At 39.8% G+C, this 19,572-nt stretch carries 19 protein-coding genes and 3 tRNA genes; 15 read left to right on the top strand and 7 right to left on the bottom strand.

The window, feature by feature from the left end; all coding sequences use genetic code 11:
- Positions 1–44 precede the first annotated feature (44 nt).
- The 4 genes from flgA to IJT21_02280 are packed head-to-tail and all read left to right on the top strand — an operon-like array spanning position 45 to position 3,044.
- Positions 45–959 carry a flagellar basal body P-ring formation protein FlgA gene (gene flgA, locus IJT21_02295; protein MBQ7577076.1) on the top strand — a complete coding sequence of 305 codons (915 nt, stop codon included), beginning with the start codon at positions 45–47 and terminating at the stop codon, positions 957–959.
- 3 nt (positions 960–962) lie between these two features.
- Entirely contained in the window at positions 963–1,532 is a 570-nt protein-coding gene (locus tag IJT21_02290) for a flagellar basal body L-ring protein FlgH (protein ID MBQ7577075.1), read from the top strand.
- Positions 1,533–1,536: 4 nt separating this feature from the next.
- Complete coding sequence (locus tag IJT21_02285) at positions 1,537–2,661, top strand: flagellar basal body P-ring protein FlgI (protein MBQ7577074.1); 1,125 nt, start codon at positions 1,537–1,539, stop codon at positions 2,659–2,661.
- Between the two features lie 8 nt (positions 2,662–2,669).
- On the top strand, positions 2,670–3,044 hold the full coding sequence (locus IJT21_02280) for a hypothetical protein (GenBank protein MBQ7577073.1): 375 nt from the start codon (positions 2,670–2,672) through the stop codon (positions 3,042–3,044).
- Between the two features lie 44 nt (positions 3,045–3,088).
- On the opposite strand, the gene IJT21_02275 is transcribed toward IJT21_02280, so the two are convergent.
- Positions 3,089–4,084 (bottom strand): acyltransferase family protein, encoded by a 996-nt coding sequence (locus tag IJT21_02275; GenBank protein ID MBQ7577072.1) that lies wholly within the window; start codon positions 4,082–4,084, stop codon positions 3,089–3,091.
- Between the two features lie 311 nt (positions 4,085–4,395).
- Positions 4,396–4,596 carry a hypothetical protein gene (locus IJT21_02270; GenBank protein MBQ7577071.1) on the bottom strand — a complete coding sequence of 67 codons (201 nt, stop codon included), beginning with the start codon at positions 4,594–4,596 and terminating at the stop codon, positions 4,396–4,398.
- Between the two features lie 768 nt (positions 4,597–5,364).
- On the opposite strand from IJT21_02270, the gene IJT21_02265 reads away from it, so the two are divergent.
- The 10 genes from IJT21_02265 (at position 5,365) to IJT21_02220 (ending at position 12,809) form a co-directional block, all read left to right on the top strand.
- Positions 5,365–5,766, top strand: a complete 402-nt coding sequence (locus IJT21_02265) for a hypothetical protein (GenBank protein ID MBQ7577070.1) — start codon at positions 5,365–5,367, stop codon at positions 5,764–5,766.
- A gap of 220 nt (positions 5,767–5,986) precedes the next feature.
- On the top strand, positions 5,987–6,223 hold the full coding sequence (locus IJT21_02260; protein MBQ7577069.1) for a hypothetical protein: 237 nt from the start codon (positions 5,987–5,989) through the stop codon (positions 6,221–6,223).
- Positions 6,223–6,381 carry a hypothetical protein gene (locus tag IJT21_02255; protein ID MBQ7577068.1) on the top strand — a complete coding sequence of 53 codons (159 nt, stop codon included), beginning with the start codon at positions 6,223–6,225 and terminating at the stop codon, positions 6,379–6,381. The genes IJT21_02260 and IJT21_02255 overlap by 1 nt, the downstream gene beginning before the upstream one ends.
- A gap of 693 nt (positions 6,382–7,074) precedes the next feature.
- A complete protein-coding gene (gene hslV, locus IJT21_02250) occupies positions 7,075–7,623 on the top strand; it encodes an ATP-dependent protease subunit HslV (protein MBQ7577067.1) in 549 nt (182 codons plus the stop codon).
- The gene (gene hslU / locus IJT21_02245; protein ID MBQ7577066.1) at positions 7,623–9,038 is read left to right on the top strand and encodes an ATP-dependent protease ATPase subunit HslU; all 1,416 of its coding nucleotides are present in this window, start codon (positions 7,623–7,625) and stop codon (positions 9,036–9,038) included. Before hslV ends, hslU begins: the two co-directional genes overlap by 1 nt.
- 13 nt (positions 9,039–9,051) lie before the next feature.
- Entirely contained in the window at positions 9,052–9,861 is an 810-nt protein-coding gene (codY, locus tag IJT21_02240; GenBank protein MBQ7577065.1) for a GTP-sensing pleiotropic transcriptional regulator CodY, read from the top strand.
- A 6-nt stretch (positions 9,862–9,867) separates the two neighbouring features.
- Entirely contained in the window at positions 9,868–10,323 is a 456-nt protein-coding gene (locus tag IJT21_02235; GenBank protein ID MBQ7577064.1) for a hypothetical protein, read from the top strand.
- Positions 10,316–10,525 (top strand): hypothetical protein, encoded by a 210-nt coding sequence (locus IJT21_02230; protein ID MBQ7577063.1) that lies wholly within the window; start codon positions 10,316–10,318, stop codon positions 10,523–10,525. The genes IJT21_02235 and IJT21_02230 overlap by 8 nt, the downstream gene beginning before the upstream one ends.
- Before the next feature lie 166 nt (positions 10,526–10,691).
- Positions 10,692–11,864, top strand: a complete 1,173-nt coding sequence (locus IJT21_02225) for a hypothetical protein (GenBank protein ID MBQ7577062.1) — start codon at positions 10,692–10,694, stop codon at positions 11,862–11,864.
- Between the two features lie 165 nt (positions 11,865–12,029).
- Positions 12,030–12,809, top strand: coding sequence for a BACON domain-containing protein (locus tag IJT21_02220; protein MBQ7577061.1), 780 nt, complete (start codon positions 12,030–12,032; stop codon positions 12,807–12,809).
- A gap of 856 nt (positions 12,810–13,665) precedes the next feature.
- Here IJT21_02220 and IJT21_02215 read toward each other — a convergent pair.
- The 4 genes from IJT21_02215 to IJT21_02200 all read right to left on the bottom strand — a co-directional run bounded on the left by IJT21_02215 (position 13,666) and on the right by IJT21_02200 (position 15,423).
- Positions 13,666–13,738, bottom strand: a tRNA-Thr gene (locus IJT21_02215).
- A gap of 14 nt (positions 13,739–13,752) precedes the next feature.
- Positions 13,753–13,835 (bottom strand) — tRNA-Tyr (locus tag IJT21_02210).
- 12 nt (positions 13,836–13,847) lie between these two features.
- Positions 13,848–13,923, bottom strand: a tRNA-Thr gene (locus IJT21_02205).
- Positions 13,924–13,983: 60 nt separating this feature from the next.
- Positions 13,984–15,423 (bottom strand): DUF2828 family protein, encoded by a 1,440-nt coding sequence (locus IJT21_02200; GenBank protein ID MBQ7577060.1) that lies wholly within the window; start codon positions 15,421–15,423, stop codon positions 13,984–13,986.
- A gap of 1,601 nt (positions 15,424–17,024) precedes the next feature.
- On the opposite strand from IJT21_02200, the gene IJT21_02195 reads away from it, so the two are divergent.
- Positions 17,025–17,819 carry a hypothetical protein gene (locus IJT21_02195; GenBank protein ID MBQ7577059.1) on the top strand — a complete coding sequence of 265 codons (795 nt, stop codon included), beginning with the start codon at positions 17,025–17,027 and terminating at the stop codon, positions 17,817–17,819.
- Positions 17,820–17,867: 48 nt separating this feature from the next.
- Here IJT21_02195 and IJT21_02190 read toward each other — a convergent pair whose 3' ends face one another.
- On the bottom strand, positions 17,868–19,553 hold the full coding sequence (locus tag IJT21_02190; protein MBQ7577058.1) for a cache domain-containing protein: 1,686 nt from the start codon (positions 19,551–19,553) through the stop codon (positions 17,868–17,870).
- Between the last annotated feature and the right edge of the window lie 19 nt (positions 19,554–19,572).

The raw sequence follows: 19,572 nt of genomic DNA, 5'->3' as shown, positions 1-19,572 counted from the left end.
TCAAGCGTTAAATCATGAACAAAAAATTTTTATTAGGGGAGTGTATGATTATTGCGCTCCTCGTTTTTTTTGCGGTGAGTCAAGCTCATGCAGCACAAACTATTAGAATCGAGATCCCAGCGAAATTTTACAGTGCGGGAAATTCTTTCAAGCTCGGAAGTGTCGCAAAAATTACAGGCGGAAATCGTAACACACGAAAAATTTTATCGGATTTGACCCTAAACTCTGACGGAAATATTTTATCCCGCAATGAAGTCTTACGCGCAATTAGTGAAAGTTCAGCCAGCGACGCAAGAATCGAGTTATACATGCCGTCAACATGTCAAATAGAGCGTCCCGCCTACGAAGGAAATTTTACGGAGAGTCCAGCACTTAAACCGGCATCGAGTCTAATTCCTGTGATAAAATCTTTGTCATCATGGAACGGCGATGTAGAAGTCTCGGCAAATTCAGCAGTTCCCGACGGGCAAATTATTGAACCTTCAAGCATTATCCCCGGCACTCAATCTGTAAATTTGCAGTTCCGAGACAACACCGGCAGAATAAAATCTTTTCCCGTTCGCTTGACATGGTATCAAAATATTTTAGCGGCGTCTCATAACATCAAGAAGGGCAGCAGGATTAACGCGGGTGATTTAGTTTCCCGCAGAATAGCAATAAAGAGGCCGGGGGCTTATGCGTCAAATCCTTCTGAAATTATCGGGCTGGCAGCTAACAAAAATATCAAGCAGGGAGAAGCAATTTTACTCGCAAATCTCGTGAATTCTAACATTGTGCCAAAGGGGCGCAGGGTTAAAATAGTTGCAAGATTAGGCGCGGCTAGTGCATCAACTGAGGGAATATTATTAGACGAAGGCAGGCCGGGCGACGTTGTCAGGGTAAGACGTGCGGACAACAAAAAAATTATTCTCCGCGCAAAAATAGTAAATGAAAATCTCGTAGAAATTGAGGTGCTATAACAAGTGAGTCAGAAAAAATTTTTATCAGCAATATTTATTCTTCTCTTCGCAGCAAATGCAGACGCGGCTTCACTCTGGAACGATAATAGAAATTGGTTCGCAGACGCAAGGCCGGGAAAAGTAGGCGACGTAATAACAGTAATTGTCAACGAACGAACAGACGCTAAAGACGAGGCAACAACAGACGTTAGCAAAACATCAAGTCATTCTGTAAGTGATGGAACAGGGATTTTGCGATTCATCAGGAGTCTCGCTCTCGATACTTCAAGTGCAACAACAGGAGACGGCAGCATTGAACGCAAGCACCACGCAACGGCGACTCTTGCATGTCTAGTAACTGAAGTCTTGCCAAATGGGAATCTCGTAATCGAAGGTACGCGCGATATTAGAACGAGTGAAGAAATTTTACAGTTCCAATTAACCGGCGTGATAAGACCTCAAGACGTTACATCAGAGAATCAAATCAGCAGCCAGTTAGTAGCAAATGCAGAAATCGCCGTAAAAGGCAGGGGCATAATGTCTCGCACTCAGAAGCCCGGCATTATCTCACAAATTTTATTAACTATATTCTAGAGTCATGAAAAAATTTATAATTTCAATCGCGCTTATAATTGCGTTATCGTCGAGTTCATTTGCTGCCGTTAATTTGCAGGATATGGACTTTTCGCGCGTAAATCCTAATGTCAGAATCAAAGATATTACAGAAGTAGAAGGCGCACGCGGAAACCAGTTAACAGGAATCGGACTCGTTACAGGCTTGAACGGCACCGGCGATAATTCACAAATGGCTATACAAATGATGCGTAATTTAATGCGAAATTTCGGAGTTACACTCGACGCACGCTCAGTAAGGACTCGAAATATTGCGGTTGTTGCAGTAACGGCGACTCTTCCTCCTTATGCAAGACCCGGACAAAATATTGACGTGAACGTTAATACAATGGGTAACGCTTCAAGCCTTCAGGGAGGAATGCTCATTCAAGCACCGTTAAGAGCAGCAGACGGACAAGTTTACGCAGTTGCACAAGGCCCTGTCATGGTCGGCGGAGGAAGTGCTCAGGGTGCAGCAGCATCAAGGACTCAAAATGTCCCTACAGCAGGAAGAGTCCATAACGGCGCAATTGTTGAGCGTGAAGTCCCGTCAGATTTCACAACCGGCGGCCAAGTTGCTTTATTGTTGCGTGAACCTGATTTCACGACAGCGCAGAGAATCGCAGACGCAATTAATAGAGTCTATGGCGTTGTAGCTTTTGCAGTCGACGCAGCTAGAGTCGAAGTAAATTTGCCCGGTCAATATGTGCAGGCTCCCTCGGCTTTTCTCGCGAACATGGGAACTCTTGAAATTGAACCCGATACTCCCGCAAAAGTCGCAGTCAATGAGAGAACCGGAACAGTTGTAATGGGCGGCAATGTCAGAATCAGCGCAGTCGGAGTCGCTCACGGAAATTTAACGGTTGAAGTAGCTGACACCGCAAATGTAATTCAGCCTGATAACCCTCTTGCGCCTCCGATTGTTACAATGCGTACAGATATAACAGCCGATGAACAGGGTACAAGCATGATAGCAATGCCCGCTACAACTACAGTGCGCGATATGGTGAGAGTCTTAAATTCATTGGGAGCTACTCCGCGCGATATTATTTCGATTTTGCAGGCAATCGACAAGGCCGGAGCTCTTCATGGCGAATTAGTTACGATGTAAAAAAGGGCGTGAAAATTTTGATTTATACGAGTCCGGTAAGAGTTGTAGATAATAACGTTAATCCTGAAGTTCACAAGACCGCCGAGGCAAAAAAATTAAAGGAAACCTGTCAACAGTTCGAGTCGCTTTTATGGGCTAAACTTTGGAAGGATATGCAGAAGTCAGCAAGATCTATCAGCGGTTCAGATCAGGGCCGGCCATGGAAGCAAATGGAGGAGTTATCGCTAGAAATGGCGACAGATGATTTAGTTGCACGTTCTGATGGTGCAGGACTCTGGAAAATGTTATATGACAGCATGATAACTAAAGTTGCAGCAGATCAGGAAGCACGCGCAAGACGTGAAGCAGATGACAACGCGTCGAGATTAAATGTTCAGGCGTAAAAAAATTTTCTCCCCTGTCATGCAATAACGGCAGGGGATTTACTTTATTTCGCGAAAAGTTTTCCCGGATAAAATATATACTCAATCCAGCGCAAAAATTTATATTTCTTGTATAATTTCACGATGAATAACGGAATCAATACGGCCATAGCAAAGCAGAATATCAGCATCAAAATCGGTGTATTAATCCCTGAAAGCCTGCAAATTATTCTTAACGGTGCAGCGATAAAATTATGAATTGTGTATATGACCATGCTGTTTACTCCGCATAAAACTAGAAATTTATTATCAATCTTCAGCGCATGAAATATTATAAATAGTCCTAGACTCATGCAAACAGCTATAACCGTGCGTAATGGACTCAATCGGCCTAAATCGATTCCGTCCGCAAATAATATACTGGCAAGCAATATAAATATTACCCCGTAAAAAATTTTTGTATGAATTATAAATCTTGAACGCTCTAAAATTTTCCCCGCACAAAAATATAATCCGTAATAAAATTGTGTGAGAAATTCAGGCACTATCCCGCGAAAATTTATTATTACAGCACTTATTATCAGCCATAAGACATAATTTATTTTCTCGTTGAAGCTGAAAATTTTATCCAGCACCTTCACAAAAAATAATGTACATAGAAACCAGTAATTTTTGAAGCCTATAAACGGTATCGTATATAATTCGTGATAATCAGGGACTCTGAAACCGGCAGGATTAAACGAGGCAAATACAAATTTATTGCAGGCAAATTGAAGATACGAGAAAAACATACACGGAATATATAAATCTATAAAATTTTTTATGACATAATCACGAAAATTTAATTTCTTACGGCTTATCCCTGATACATAACCGGCTATCATGAATAATAACGGAACATGAAAACTATATACTAAGCTGCTTATTATGCGTGTAAATTTTATTTCGTTGAACCATCCTAAAGCATGACCTAATACAACAAATATTACTGCCAGTCCCCTAAGTGAATCGACATAAATATCCCTGAGACCTGAGACCTGAGACCTGAGACCTGAGACCATTATGGCGCATTAAAATCATTTGTCAAGCCCTCCAGCAAAAAAATTTTTTCTGCATTGTATTATATCCATAAATTATTACTTTATTTCGCGAAAAATTTTCACGGATAAAATATGTACTCAATCCAGCGCAAAAATTTATATCTCTTGTACAATTTCACGACCAATAACGGAATTAATACGGCAATAACAAAGCAAAATATTAGCATCAAAATCGGTGTATTAATCCCTAAGCCTGCAAATTATTCTTAACGGTGCAGCGATAAAATTATGAATTATGTATATTTACTCCGCATAAAACTAGAAATTTATTATCAATCTTCAGCGCGTGAAATTATAAATAGTCCTAGACTCATGCAAACAGCTATAACCGTGCGTAATGGACTCAATCGGCCTAAATCGATTCCGTTCGCAAATAATATACCAGCAAGCCATATAAATATTACTCCGCAAAAAATTTTTGTATAAACTTTTTCGAGATCATGTATTATACATTTATAAAGAGAATAGAGCAAATAGAAAAATTACAGATGAAAAATTTCAAAGGATTTTCGGTGTTAAGCGTAATACATTTTTTGTCATGCTTGATAAATTAGATCAACAACTTATAGAAAGCCATAAAAGTGGAGGACGTCCGCCATCGTTTGTGTATCTTCTTAGCTTATTATCGCAATTATCGTACTTAAGTACAACATATGAGATAATAAAACTTGTGAAAAAAACTTTGTGCTCATGTGAAGAATTTAAGCTCCATGATAAACAAAAATTGAAATAAGATGAACCTAATATTGTAGTAATCGACGCTAGCAGCTAAAAAGATGGCATCCGAATACTACAGCGGCAAAGTAATATTATAGGGGAAATTTTAGCGGGGGTCGTAATTATTTAAGCAAGCAAACTACCATTATCAGAACATACATGTGTAATAGCAGATAAAGGTTATCAGTGTATCAGAAAGCATATAACCGCAAATTTGTGGTATGTGTGCGACACGTTTTTTATAGCGTTTTTGCTAGGCCTTTTTCTCACCCGTAATTATAAATGCACGTTTCCGAAAGACTTTTACAAACTTTTTCGTGTATAATTGCATACATAATTTAATGAAAGGATTCTAGCGATAACGTAAAAAATTATGTTGAGTGCAGGAAAATCAATCGTTCACACCTTGACAAAAGGAGTTAATCATGCACAATAGAATCGGACTTCGGACGAGGCATAATTATTTATTAATATCAGCTTACCTGTCAAAACCTCCACTCGTTATAAATTAAATAAAGCCGCAAATGAATCATGAAAAATTTAATAAATATTTCGGGCTGCTAGTGCTCGTTGTTGCGTTATTAACTTTTGCAGCTATCACAACAGGAGGCTGCGGAGGTAGTGCAGGTCTTCCCGATACAATACCTGAAAGCGAGGACGTTTTTAATCTTGTAAATTTCGTAAAAGACTCATCAGTGAGAGCGAAAAAAGGCGATATTCTTTTATGGTATCAGGAAAACGGCGCAGATTTTCACGCTGAACTCGACAATAACCCCGTTTATGTAACACGACTCAGCAAAGCACTTGATGACGGCGCAGTATTGGCATTCATCAACATTCAAGCAGAAATGATTGACGTATTGACAGCCTCGCTTGATTTGAATCTCCCGCCCTATTTGCCTGATGACCCGACAGAATCGGAGTAAATTTATTTGACAGCGCAGACCTGATTACAATTACTTATACGTCAGGCGATGAAACTTTAACGCTTAATACCAGCGAGTCAGAACTCGACAGCAGAGACTTTGAAATAATTTACGTTTCCGGCGATGGAGTCATTCTTTCCAGCGACCCTAACTCGATTAATTATAATAAGATTTCTTAGAGTGGGCAGAAGCTCTTAACGGACTCAAAGCATATTCTGACGTGGCCCCGTCTGATGAGAATATAGCAAACACTTCAAGCCGCGTAAAAATTGCCGATACTGCGAGTGCTGTTTTTCCGGGATATACATACACTTTCAAGCCAAATATGCACGTTGAGCCGAGAGAATATTATTTCACATCGTCTTTATTCAAGTTCAACCGCAAATATAAAGCATGGCACCGCGACACAAGCATGGTATTTACTATTATTCCGGTTCATAGCTTTATCACTATATAGTGAAAGTTACAGGCGAGACAAACCCCTCACAGCAATACGCACACCTTTCAGAGACTACAGGATTCAAAATTTATGAAGGACTCGGCACTGACAAAATCGGCGTGTTTGAATTTCTCTATAACGATACTATTTTAGGCTATAACTATAGCGCAGTTTAGATCCGCAAGTATTCCAGTCGGGACAGTGTCAAGAGCTGCACCGAGAACACTCAATAATGCAATAAAGAAATCTACGGGCGAAACTTTTACTGATTATGAATGTGCAAGTAAATAAGGTTCAAACACTGCCGGATGGACTTGGATTTTCCAGAGACCTCAAGACGGAAAACGCGCAACAGAAGGCCACACAAATACAATTTGGACAAAATGGGGACGCAGAGATTATTCTTACAAGTGGGATAAAGATAATAACGCCGAATACACTATCCCTAGCCCCGCACATATAGCAGTTACTCAGTCAAAATTTGATTACAAGCCATCAAGAAGCGGCAAGATAACATTTAAAGCGTCTGACGGTGAAATCTGCGTAGTTGAAATTTTACAGGCAGGCAAATAATTAAATTTTTTCATAATAAGTATTTTATATTTTTTCTCGTGTGAGTGATTCTGCGGGGAAAAATTTTTTATATCTCTTATGAGTCTTTATTATCACACAAACGAATCAACATTTTTGTAGTTGTAAATGTAGTTGTAAAATTATTTTCTTGCTTGAATGTGCTGTGTGAAAGAATTTATTTGATAATCGCATTATAACATATCGCCAAATTACACAGAAAAATTTAATTTAATCGCATTATTCCCAATAATAAAGCAAATGAGATAATATATATCAAAAATTATTTATTATGAATCATGAAAGGATTGATTACACTGTTTAATGGTACTACGATAGTTTGTGTGAGGAAAGACTCACGCGTCGCAATGGCAGGAGACGGACAAGTAACTCTAGGCTCTCAAGTCATAAAGGGTAACGCTCGCAAGGTCAGGACTCTTTTGGACGGCAAAATTTTAGTCGGTTTCGCAGGAGGCACGGCAGACGCTATGACTCTTCTTGAAAAATTTGAAGACTGCCTCGAACAGGAAAAAGGCGACTTAATGAAGGGTGCTGTAAAACTTGTTCGCGAGTGGAGACTCGATAAAGCATTAAGACGGTTGGAAGCAATGATGTTAGCAGCAAACAAAGAAATTACGTTATTATTAAGCGGTGCCGGCGATGTCTTGGAACCTGAAGGCGATGTTGCGTCGATCGGTTCAGGGTCGGGCTATGCGTTGGCGGCGGGTCGTGCTTTACGTGAGTCAACTGACAAGACTCCCGAAGAAATTGCACGGCGTTCAATAGAGTTAGCGTCGGAAATTTGCATTTACACGAACAAAAATATCACTGTTGAGGTATTAGAATAATGGAGAAAAAAGTTACATCAGATTTAACACCAGCAAAAATTATCGAGCATCTAAATCGTTACATAATCGGCCAAGATAAAGCAAAACGCGCTGTAGCAATCGCACTCAGAAATCGAATCAGACGGCGGGCTTTACCTCCCGAAATCGCACATGAAGTCATGCCTAAAAATATTTTGATGGTCGGGCCTACAGGTGTCGGAAAAACTGAAATCGCACGCAGACTCGCGACTCTCTCAAATGCTCCGTTCGTCAAAGTTGAAGCTACAAAATTTACTGAAATAGGCTATGTCGGCAGAGACGTTGAGACAATGATACGCGATTTAACAGAATTTGCCGTCTCAATGGTGCGTAAAAGAATGATAGAAGAAGTTCAAGCACCCGCACTCGAACGCGCTGAAGAAAGATTGTTAGACTGCATTCTTCCACGACGCGAGCAAAAATTTTCTATGCCCGATTTTATGAGAGCTTTAACAAGTGCAGGCAAAGAGTCAGACGAGAAAGAAGAACAGCAGCCCGAACAAGAACCGCCAGCAGATAATAAAACGCGCGAACGATTCAGAAAAATGCTCAAAGATGGCAAACTTGACGGCCGTGATGTTGAAATCGAGGTAAACGACAATAACCCTTCATTGCCGATTTTCGGGACTCCAGGCATGGACGTAATGGGAATAAATTTAACTGAAATGCTCGGCGGAATGATTCCCAAGAAGACCAAGAAACGGCATTTGAAGGTTAAAGAGGCTTTACGAATCTTGCAGCAGGAAGAAGCAGAAAAATTAATCGACACTGACGCAATGGCACGTGAAGCTCTCGAAATGGCGCAGGAAGAAGGAATCGTTTTTCTTGACGAGATCGACAAAGTTGTTGTAAAGGGAGGCAGCTCGCACGGTCCTGACGTAAGCAGAGAAGGAGTCCAGCGCGATTTATTGCCGATTGTAGAAGGCTCGACCGTTCAAACTCGTTATGGGCCAGTCAAGACGGATCATATTTTATTTATTGCTGCGGGTGCATTCAGCGGCGTTAAACCTTCGGATTTGATTCCGGAGTTGCAGGGGCGTTTTCCCATTAGAGTCGAGCTTGAGCCGTTGAGCTGGGAAAATTTACAGCAGATTTTGACAGAGCCGGAAAATAGTTTAATTCGTCAGTATGAAGCGTTAATATCAACTGAAGGCACGGAATTAGTATTTACTCCAGAATCTACAGAAGAAATTGCAAAGCTCGCTCACAAAATGAATTCAGAAATGGAAGACATCGGCGCGCGCAGACTTCACACAATGATGGAGCAGTTACTCGAAGAAATCAGCTTTTCAGTTAGTGATATGGACGTCGAGAAAATCGAAATCACACCTGAAATGGTACGCGAAAAATTAAGCAGCTTAGTAGAGAATCGCGACATCAGGCGTTATTTATTATAGGAGGGATTTATTTATGGCTAGACATGATGACACCGACAAGGCACTAAATGAACTCTTGCGCAAAACTAGGCGGGTAGGGCGCGCTTTCCAGTCAAAGCAGGAGGGCGAACCGTTAAATTATTATCATTTGTCAGAATTATTGTCAGAGTTCTCGACCGCAAATGTTTATGTAGTCGACAAGTCCGGCAAAATGTTAGGTTATTTCTGGCTGCCTGAGTACAAATCTAAAGCGTTATCAGACAGTTTCAAAGATGGAGTAATGCCGGAAGAATTTGTTATCAGGATGAATCGCTGCCGTGACTCAGAAGTTCACGACGAGGACGCGTTTTTATTCGATGACGCTTATTCAGGTGAGAGACCTGAGAAACATTTAATGTACGTGCCAATTATCGGAGCAAGCGCAGAAAGACTCGGAACTATTATGCTTGTGAGATTCCATGCGCCTTTTCTCGTTGAAGATGTCTTGTTAGCTGAATATCTCGGAATGCTGGCAGGAATTGAAATTTTGAACGAGCGCGCAAAAGTTATCGAGGAAACTTCAAGAAATCGTCTGAGCGTTCAAATGGCCATGCGTGCGCTTTCATATTCGGAACTTGAGAGCATGAAACATATTATCGCTGAGTTAGACGGCCATGAGGGTGTAGCTATTGCCTCAAAAGTTGCTGACCGAGTCGGCGTTACAAGAAGTGTTATAGTGAATGCATTGCGAAAACTTGAGAGTGCCGGATTAATTGAGAGTCGCAGTCTAGGCATGAAGGGAACTTACATAAAAATTTTGAGTCCCCTTTTGCTTGAGTATCTGGAAAATGATAAATTTGATTGATTCTGAATGAGAGTCTATCTTGATACTTGCTGCTATAATAGGCCGTTCGACAAATCGCAGGAGAAAAGCGTTCACAATGAGAGTAATGCTATAACTGCAATTTTTTATATGGCAGCAAAAAATTATATTACGATCTTGGGCAGTGATATTCTGAGACAGGAAATTGGCGCAGTAAAAGATTCTGAGAAAAAAATAAAGTTGTCAGATCTATATACTTCTTTTTTGCGTGAAGAGATTCATTATAGAGACAATATAGAAATCAGAGCAAAATTTTTCATGACTGAGGCAAATATTAAAACTATGGATGCTTTTCACATTGCTTATGCAGAAGCCGGAGAAGTTGATTATTTCTTGACGACAGATTACAGACTGATAAAATCTTGTGAAAAACTTGCGCTTAATTTTAAAGTGGTTAATCCTGTAGTTTTTAGCTTAAAAATAGGAGGTCTTGAGCATGATTGAGTTAGATTATAATAATCCGTATGAAGTTCGTATGGCTGGTCTTGCAGCTCTTTCTAAATCACTAGGCCCTGTTGGTATGATTAAATTTATGCAGCAATTTGAGGAAAATCACGGCGACTACACCGCAGAAAAATATAATCAGCCCGACGAGCCTATAGACGAAATTATCGCAAAACTTAAGAAATACCGCGAGCAGGCATAAATAAAGCAAGTGGCCGGGTGTTAATGCCCGGTCTATAATTTTTCCATCCGCACAAAAATTTACTTTGACGCAGAAATATAATTGTAATAAAATTCTCTACGCAAAATCATTCAAACTTTCTAACGATTCAAATATTAGAGAGAATATATTATAAGGAGGATTTTTTTTGCGAAAACTATTCAATTATGCAGCGATTTTGATTCTTGTATACTCTCTTGTTGTTCTTTCCGGGGGGTGCGGTGGAAGTCCCGGTACTCCAGCAAGTAATAATACTGACGGGGGGGGGGGATCTGTTGAAGACATTAATAAAACTTTAGCAGTAACCCTCAGCAGCGACATGTCATCAGTCATGCACGGTAACGAATGGGCAGAATTAATTAACGAGTTCGAGGCCTCCGGAAGCGGCGACAAAATGCAGCCTCAATCATGGGTTTATTGCATTACTGACGAGGAAGAACAGACACTCCGCGAAAAATATAAGGACGATGAATTAAGCCTTGCATTTCTCGACGCTCTATTATTCGACGCAGACAGAATCAGCCGTGATTACGCAAATGAATATAATATTCTCTTGATTTATCCCGATGAAGATTATATTAACAGGACTCTTGAGGCTGTAGGGCGTAAAGGTAATTACGTAATGGAAGAGGGCAGCACAAAACGTCTTGAGTTATTCGCAATCGCAAAACGCACTATTGACGGACGCACGTTTTATTTCAATTATCAGGCCTCACTAGCCGGCGACGCAATTATATCCGGTGTCAGAACAAGTGATGATTTAGAAGCTACTTCAACGGACAATTACGCAAGCTACGAGCTTTCAGGGGACAAAGTTATATATTATGATTCTGACGGCAATATAATTTCTTCAAGCGACATTACTTCAGGCGATGACAAGAAAGAATCAACACTAGCTATTGAAGATGCAGACGGATTATTCTTCAATATTGACCGCTGGAGAAGTTATTATAACTGGTGCGCAAGTTTAACGGATATGGCAAACGAGTCAAACTCCGAAGCAAACGCAATTGAAGCACGCATGGCCGATGAAAATAATGAGCTCACAAAAATAGCAGACGCTCAGAAAGTAAATCTTGATTGCAATTACAGACAAGACGGTTATAGACCATGGGGAGGCGCAATCGGCGGAGACCAGGTCAATATAAGACGCAGAAGCCAAGTTGCAGTAACTGTTTACGCCTGCCATTCATACAAGTATCATAGCGATTATTATCTTGTACAGACAAACGCAACGACTACTCCGCTGAATTATCAAGATCAAATGGATCACGAATTTACTTGGCATCAGGGCGGCGGGGAATTTGGCCGTTATGGATAAAATTATGTTAATTATCTTTCAGGCTATACAGGCGTATTCGGATTTAACAGTTATATTTGCAGTGTCGTCGGCGGCAAAGAAAAAAGCGATCTCTCAAGCACTGAAGTCGGACTCGGAGATTATATCCCTACAAATGTCCCGAAAAATAAAACTTTCACGGAAGGCATGACATGGAGTGTCGGCGGAGAAGTCGGAACTATGAGTAATGCTCTCGATTTAAAAGTTACAGGCGGTGTCTCGCATTCATCAAGCGTAACATGGACAACAAGCGACTGGAAAATTTTAGCTTCTCCATTATCAGTAAATGATACAAATGTTGAATGGACAGCAGATGTTGAGGGACCTCATAACAGCGGGACTTGGCATGACGACACCACGAATCACGGCATCTACATGGGAATAAGTTCAACAGCAGCCTCAAGAGGATCCCTCAGCTTTAAGAGTGAATGGATATGGCAGGTCGATAAATCCATATGGAGCAAACAAGACACTAAAACACTTCTCATGAAAGTTAATTTCTTCTGGGAAGAGGGCTTCTGCTTTGGAGAAGGCGACGGCGTTACGTGGACTACTACTTACAGTTGGGACGGCGGACGAAGATATCCGAGATTTTATAAGCACCCAACCCCAATAGTAAATCTCGATATGCCTAAACATTCATGGGCCGAGAATAAAACTTTTAACATCAGCGCAGACGGGGATAAATCCGCCGGGCTTGGATTCAATATACTTTCTGAAGGCGACTGGACAGTGTCATCAAATGTAGACTGGATCACCTTCACGGAAACAAGCGGCAGTGCAACAGGCGAGAATCAATATCCTATAAGATTTCAGGTTGCTGAAAATAACGGTTCTCCCAGAATAGGCAAGATAACATTCACTGCTAAGGTTGGAGACAACTTAACGGAAGAAACAGAACTTAGAGTTACTCAAGCAGGAAAATAAATATTTATTCCGCAAAAAAAGGGACAGGGCGTTAAAACCTTGTCTCTTTCTTGATTCTAATGAGGCATGAAAAATTTTAATCTTTCACCCAGTAAATATTATCGAGCAATTTCTAAATTTCCCAACTTCTTGCGCTGGTAGATCTCCTTTTCTCGAATACATGAGCGTGATATTATTCTTGTCCCTGCATTGATGTATTGAACGCCATAAAAGATTATCCCTCTGTCTGTCAGGACGCTTTATGTTCAGATTTTCGCCGAGTGAATAAAAGTTTTTCCGCACAAAATGCACCGACATTACTCTATCAAGTCTGCGCGCTAATTCTGAGAGCCTGTAAGACTTATCGCCCGCACGCCTGAAATTATGAGCCGCCTGCAGGATTCCTGTTGAAAAAGTGTAGAGTGCCGGTGTCTTGGATTGCGAAAAAATAAATCATCAAGCGTGTAATCACCTAAAGTTGTAAAAATACTGCCCCACAAGGGGATATTTTACATGAGCAAGCATTACAAAAAAATTTATGGAATACCAGCAAGAATGTCAAAACATGAGCCTTAATAATGGGCTATAGGCCAATGCGTATATATCTAAATATATGAATAAATGACTTGGGCTTACATTTTCATAGAGTAGCCCAACATAAAATATTATAGGATTTTACAGATCATCGGGCAAATATGAAATGGGCAACAGATTTTACGTTTTTATGGCCGAGTACGTTATCAATAGCCTTGAAGAGCCGATCACAAGTGAAAAATTTGATACTTCAGCAGGTGCGCCTATGTAATGATAGACAGAACATACAAAATGACACCGTTTGAAGCGCGTAGAAGAAAATAGCCGTAAATGTTACAAAAAGAGCCGATTTTCGGATTTGAACCGAAGACCCCATCCTTACCATGGATGTGCTCTGCCGGCTGAGCTAAATCGGCTTGATAATAAAAAATGGTGGAACATGGATTTGAACCATGGTAGACTCCCGTCGACAGATTTACAGTCTGTTGCCATTGACCACTCGGCCATTCCACCGTCTTTAACTTATGGAGCCGGCAAGGGGACTCGAACCTCCGACCTGCTGATTACAAGTCAGCTGCTCTACCAACTGAGCTACACCGGCTAATTAAATCAATCAACAACGAATAGAAATTTTACAGTGCAAAACATAATCTGTCAAGTTTTACGCGCAAATATTTACATAACGTTCACTATTCAAAATATCGAGCATAAATTTTAACGGTGTAAGATCAACTCTTTTAATCATCGCAAAAACTCTCGGCGATACACCGCTGACGAGGCAAACTCCCTGCTCATTGAATGTTACGGGCTGCTGTAAATGTCTGCTGTCGGCGTTCCAAAAAATTATCTGCGGCAAATTATAATTATGTTCGCTAAAAATTTTCTTTGCGTACTCAAAATTTGTCAGGCTCGAATCTTCCGTGCAAGAGTCAAATTCCATGTCAGAAATTATATAAAGTCTCGCGGGCATTTGTTCGGGCGGAATATTATTTTTCACGGCGGTATTCAATATAAGCTCAAAAACTTTCTGCAAATTCGTATTAGCTATCTCGTCGAAGCTCTTGCAATAATTTACACGCTCATAAATATCATTGCCCTTAATCGCAACTAATTGGGGATTCTCTGAAAAAGTTATGAAATGATTGTGAAATTCTCCCGTGCTGCGTTCTGCAAAATAAATCCCCAGTGATAGCGCAACAGAAATCGGCGATATAATTTCGTCTTTCCGATACATTGAGGCGGAACCGTCTATAACTGCTAAAGCGTTTTCACCGTTCGTAAAATCTTCGAGCGCTTCCCATGTTGTATTAATTGCTTTACGTTCTGATTCTGATATTTCGTCCTTTTTCCAGCGAACAAAAGGTAAAATTATTTCGTATGGCGCAAGAGTTCCGGTATTCATTGAGCTTTTACCCTGTGCAACATCTTCGAGAAATTTATTATAGCGTTTGCCGTCATTCCTGATAAAAGCCTGACGATATTTGAACATAGCTTTTGAGGGCTGCTTTGAGTAATCGAACGTGTAATTTTTCTCGCGTAAATTGTTCTCGATTAAATCAAGTTTTGCGCGTAATCCCGTTAATAATTGCCTGTACTGCTTGGAATTCATTTCTAAAAATTTTGCAATTATATGCGCATAATGTCTTGTTTGCTGGCTTGATGCATTTATTGACGGCAGCCACTTTGAAATTAACGAGTCGCTCTCTAAATTCGATTTTATTAGATTCAGCGCGTAATTTCTGCAATTTGTATCGAGCAGGCACAATAAATCGTCCCATCGGCCGTATTCGGGAATCAACGCGATATTTTCTGTGATTGAGTCGGGGTTATTTTTTGCAAGCCATTCAAGAATCACACGAAAAACTTTGCGTTCTCCGAGTCCCTGCCGTATGTCGCGCGCGTAAAATGCTGTTCGTAATGCTAAGTCGGGATTCTCTGCAAATGCACGCATGAATCGTAATTGTATTTGTTCAGGCTCTGAATTTCGCAATGCCCCTATAGTCGCAAAAAGGTCAAGACACTCATTACCCGCAGATTTGTATGTAACTGCGAAATTTTCTGTAAGGGTTAAATTTGCTTCGTTCTTAAGTTGTTCGAGCATAAATAATAATCCTCCTGAATAGTAGACAAGGCGCAATTTTCTTCTCATTATAAAAATGAATTTGCCTGTAGGAACTGCTGTATGCGCCTTTATAATGTCAAAGCACAAAATTATATTTACAGTATAATATTTAATTGCTGTAAGTGCTTTTATGTGAGAAATTATATCATGAAATTAAGTCCGTGAATATTGGCCAAAAAAGTTGCGAATCTTTCAAAGCCGATTGCAATTGTTCTGCGTTAATGCCCGAAATAATTCGCGTGATGAATAAAATACACCATTCACAGCGTTTCAATGTTAATTATTCTATGTCAAGTGCTTTTATGAGGGAAATTATATCATGAAAATTTTATTTGCGTGAAAAACTTTTAACGTGCATTTATAATTACGGGCGATAAAAAACGAGTCGCACACGTACAACAAATTTTTTAGTTTTTCGAAAATGTTCACAATGTCAGGAGCATTTATAGTGTAATGATCATAAAAAATTTATATCTCTGTTATCATGTTAATAAATAAAAAATTTACTGCAACAAAAAAATTTTCCCGCGCGAGTCCTTGCGATTAAATTAATTAATCAACATTTTCGTATTAGTAAAAGTATTAGTAAAATCTTTCTCGCTGCTTATAATTTGGAATGAATGAAAAAATTTGATTCATGTTTGAATATTATAGCATTTAAATTTTGTTAGTGTGCGTTGCAAAACTTTCTGCATGTACGAATTTTATAATTGGCAATGATTATTTATTTTCACGATGTGTGCATATAGTTCGTGCTGTCCGCTGAAATCGTAAGAATCAATAAACTGCTTCCCGGCTATTTTTATATATCAGGAGGAATATTTATCATTAACTCGTTAAACTTTTATTGCCTTCACGATGTGTGCATGTAGTTCGTGCTGTCCGCTGAAATCGTAAGAATCAATAAACTGCTTCCCGGCTATTTTTATATATCAGGAGAAATATTTATCATTAACTCGTTAAACTTTTTCGGAATCAATAATACATTTATGAAGAGAATAGCGCAACAAAAAAATTACAGATGAAAAATTTCAAAGGATTGTCGATGTTAAGCGTAATACATTTTTTGTCATGCTTGATAAATTAAATCAACATAAAAGGGGAGAACGACCGCCATCGTTTGTGTATCTTCTTAGCTTATTATCGCAATTACCGTACTATGGAAGATATTGCAAATGAATATGAAATTATTGGCTTCATGTGAAGAATTTAAGCTAAAAACTGAATGTGAAATTAAGCGGCTAAAAAAGTGGGGCATCAGAATACTACAGCGGCAAGAAAAAGAAAAGCTCAAATAGTAATAAATTTATTGTAGGCCGTAATTATTTAAGCAGCGCTAACTACTTATGTGTAATAACAGACAAAGGTTATCAGAAAGATTCATAAAATAGTCTTCATCCCAATAAACATTTTCGGAAAACTATGACAAAATATTTGTTGTATATGTGCAACCCGTCTTTTTCCCCGCCTGTAATTATAAATGCACGTTTTTATACAGCAAAAATAAACTCATTGACGCAATCACTAACAAAGCATTAATATATTCATAAAATTTTTACACGAAAGGAAGTAATTTATTTATGCTTCAGGAAATCAAATCATCGCAAAGCATCGCAGAACTTGCAGCAAACGTCGATAAATTAACCGGCGACATCACAGAAGAAATCACACGCGCTGTACAGGGGACTCTGTATAATCTCACTGAAGAAAGATTGTATAAGCTCAAGAACGACGCAGATAAAATGATCCGCGATAAAACTTTATCAGAGACAGAAAAATTTATCAGGTCAGAGAGCAATAAACTTCAGGAAGAAATCAAGACAGTTATTACTGATGACTACACGTTGTTAAATCGCGTCAATTCACGTGCAGACGAAATTATTAATTCCTGCTCCGAAAGTCTAAGGCGCATGAGAGAACAAATTAATTCAGCACAAAATATTAATGGCCTTCAAGAGTTCGGAAGCGCAAAGAATCCCGAATTAGCAAATCTTGTCGGAGAAATGCTCGCAAAATTCGTTGACTCGCAGTTAGAGCCCCTGAAGGAAAAAATTAACTCTCTCATTGTCAGCAAAAAATTTAACGAGGCCGAATCACTCATTAACGAGCAGGCAAAAACTTTAAAGCAGGAAATTATCAGTGTCCGCAGTGAAGGAGCTTTAATCGGCAAGGTAAACGATGTAACAGAATCTCTCGCGAAAAAAGTAAAAGATGCCCGCCCCGGTTTTGCTAGAGCGTTTTTCACGTTTATATTAGTTGTCGTTATTATTGCCGGCGGAGTCTTTGCTTACGATAATTATTACAACGAGGGGAAAATTTTAGAGCAGTGCAAAACTTTAGTTCTTGAGCTTACAAATAAATTCAACGCGAAATAAATAAAAATGGGGCTTGGCCGCGAAAAATGGTCTTGCCCCGATAAAATTTTATAACTTGAAGTAACTTGCTGCGTCCTTGAGTTCGTGCGAGAGTTCGTCTATTGTCTTGGTCTCGTTGAAAATTTCTTTAACGTTCTCGGCAATTTCTGCTATTGAAGCAGTTGCCTGCTCGTCTGCTGCTGAGGTCTGCTCGGAGACGGACGCTAATTCATTCACAGCATTTGAAATCGTCTGCCTGATTGAGTCTAATCTCGTTGTTATGTCGGAGACTGAAGAAATTTCTACGAGGGATGACGCAATTTCTTTATCGAGCAGATTAAATTTTTCCTGAGTCGTTGACAAAATGCCGCGTTCCTCGTTGATTAATTCTTCTACTTCTTGAGCTTGCGCAACACATTCACCGGAAAGCTGCTTTATTTCTTCGACAGTGTCATTAATTGACTCTGCTGCCTCGTTTGATTCTTCTGCGAGTTTCTTAATTTCTGCTGCGACGACCCCGAAACCTTTTCCTGCCTCACCTGCGCGGGCTGCTTCGATTCCTGCGTTGAGTGATAATAAATTCGTCTGTGATGCAATTGATGTTATCATGCCGATTTTCTCGCCGATGTTCATAATAGCTTGATTCGTTGCTTTAATTTTGCCTGCTATTACTTCAATGGCTTTATAAGATTTCACGGACGAGTCGGCGGCTTCAGTTATGCATTGTCCGGCGGTTTTGTTAGCGTCATTCATTTGTGAAGAAATTTCGCTAAGATTATTCACGTTCGAGACTGCCTGCGAGATAATTTTTTCCATGTCAGAAATATTTTCGCTGATGTCATGAACGCTCTTGACCATTTGAAATGTTGACTCAGATAATGACTTCATTGTTTGTGAGATTTGATTTGCAGCGAATGATGAATTTTCCGCAAGTGATTCAGTAGACGTTACTGTCTCTGTGAGTTCGGACGCTGAGTCTAATATTCTGCCGATTGAGTCATTTAACACGTGTTCGAGTTTTTCAGCAGAGTCTAATAATTGTGCGGTCTCGTTGATTCTGCTGTCGAGCAAAATTTGTGTGTCAAGATCTCCGTCTGATAACTTCTCGATTTCTGACGCAACTTCTTTCAAGGGGTCAGCAACTTTTTTCGCCACGATAAGCGCAATAATCGAATAAATAATTATCATTGCAGCACTTACAGCGAATATCATTATATAAATGCTCATTGAGGCGGCTCTAATTTGTGTTGCAGGTTTGCCGGTGAAAGTCATTCCCACTATTTTGCGGCCATTTGAGAGCGGCATATAATAAACGTGATAGACAAGGCCGTTAATTTTCACGTTGTCGGAGTAATAATCTTCTCCGGCACTTACAGCACTCCAGACAGCAGCAGACGCAGGAGTCCCCTCGATTCTTTTGCCGTTAGAGTCTCTAATCGTTGTCATAAATCGTATATTGCCCTTGAACAACGTAAAATCAAAGCCGGTTTGCTTCATTACGTCAATATATTCAGGGTCATACTCGCAAAAATCGCCGTCCATGTTTATATTATTCTTGAGGTCGTACTCATAGTATTCGCGAAGAGCCTTAGCCGCAAGAATTAGAGACTCTTTTGTGCTTGACTTGAGAGTGTTGACAACGATTCCAGAATTTACGAGAGCAATAATAACAACCGCGCTTATTAACGGAGCAAGCGCAAAAATTATCATCATTGTACGCAAACTCATATGACGTTTTCTAGCATATTTCTTCATCTGATGCTGCCCCCTTTAT

The sequence above is a fragment of the Synergistaceae bacterium genome (assembly GCA_017443945.1).
Classification (GTDB): domain Bacteria; phylum Synergistota; class Synergistia; order Synergistales; family Aminobacteriaceae; genus JAFUXM01.
The sequence above is the reverse complement of the archived record's forward strand: the minus strand, read 5'-3'. Positions and strand labels throughout refer to the sequence as shown.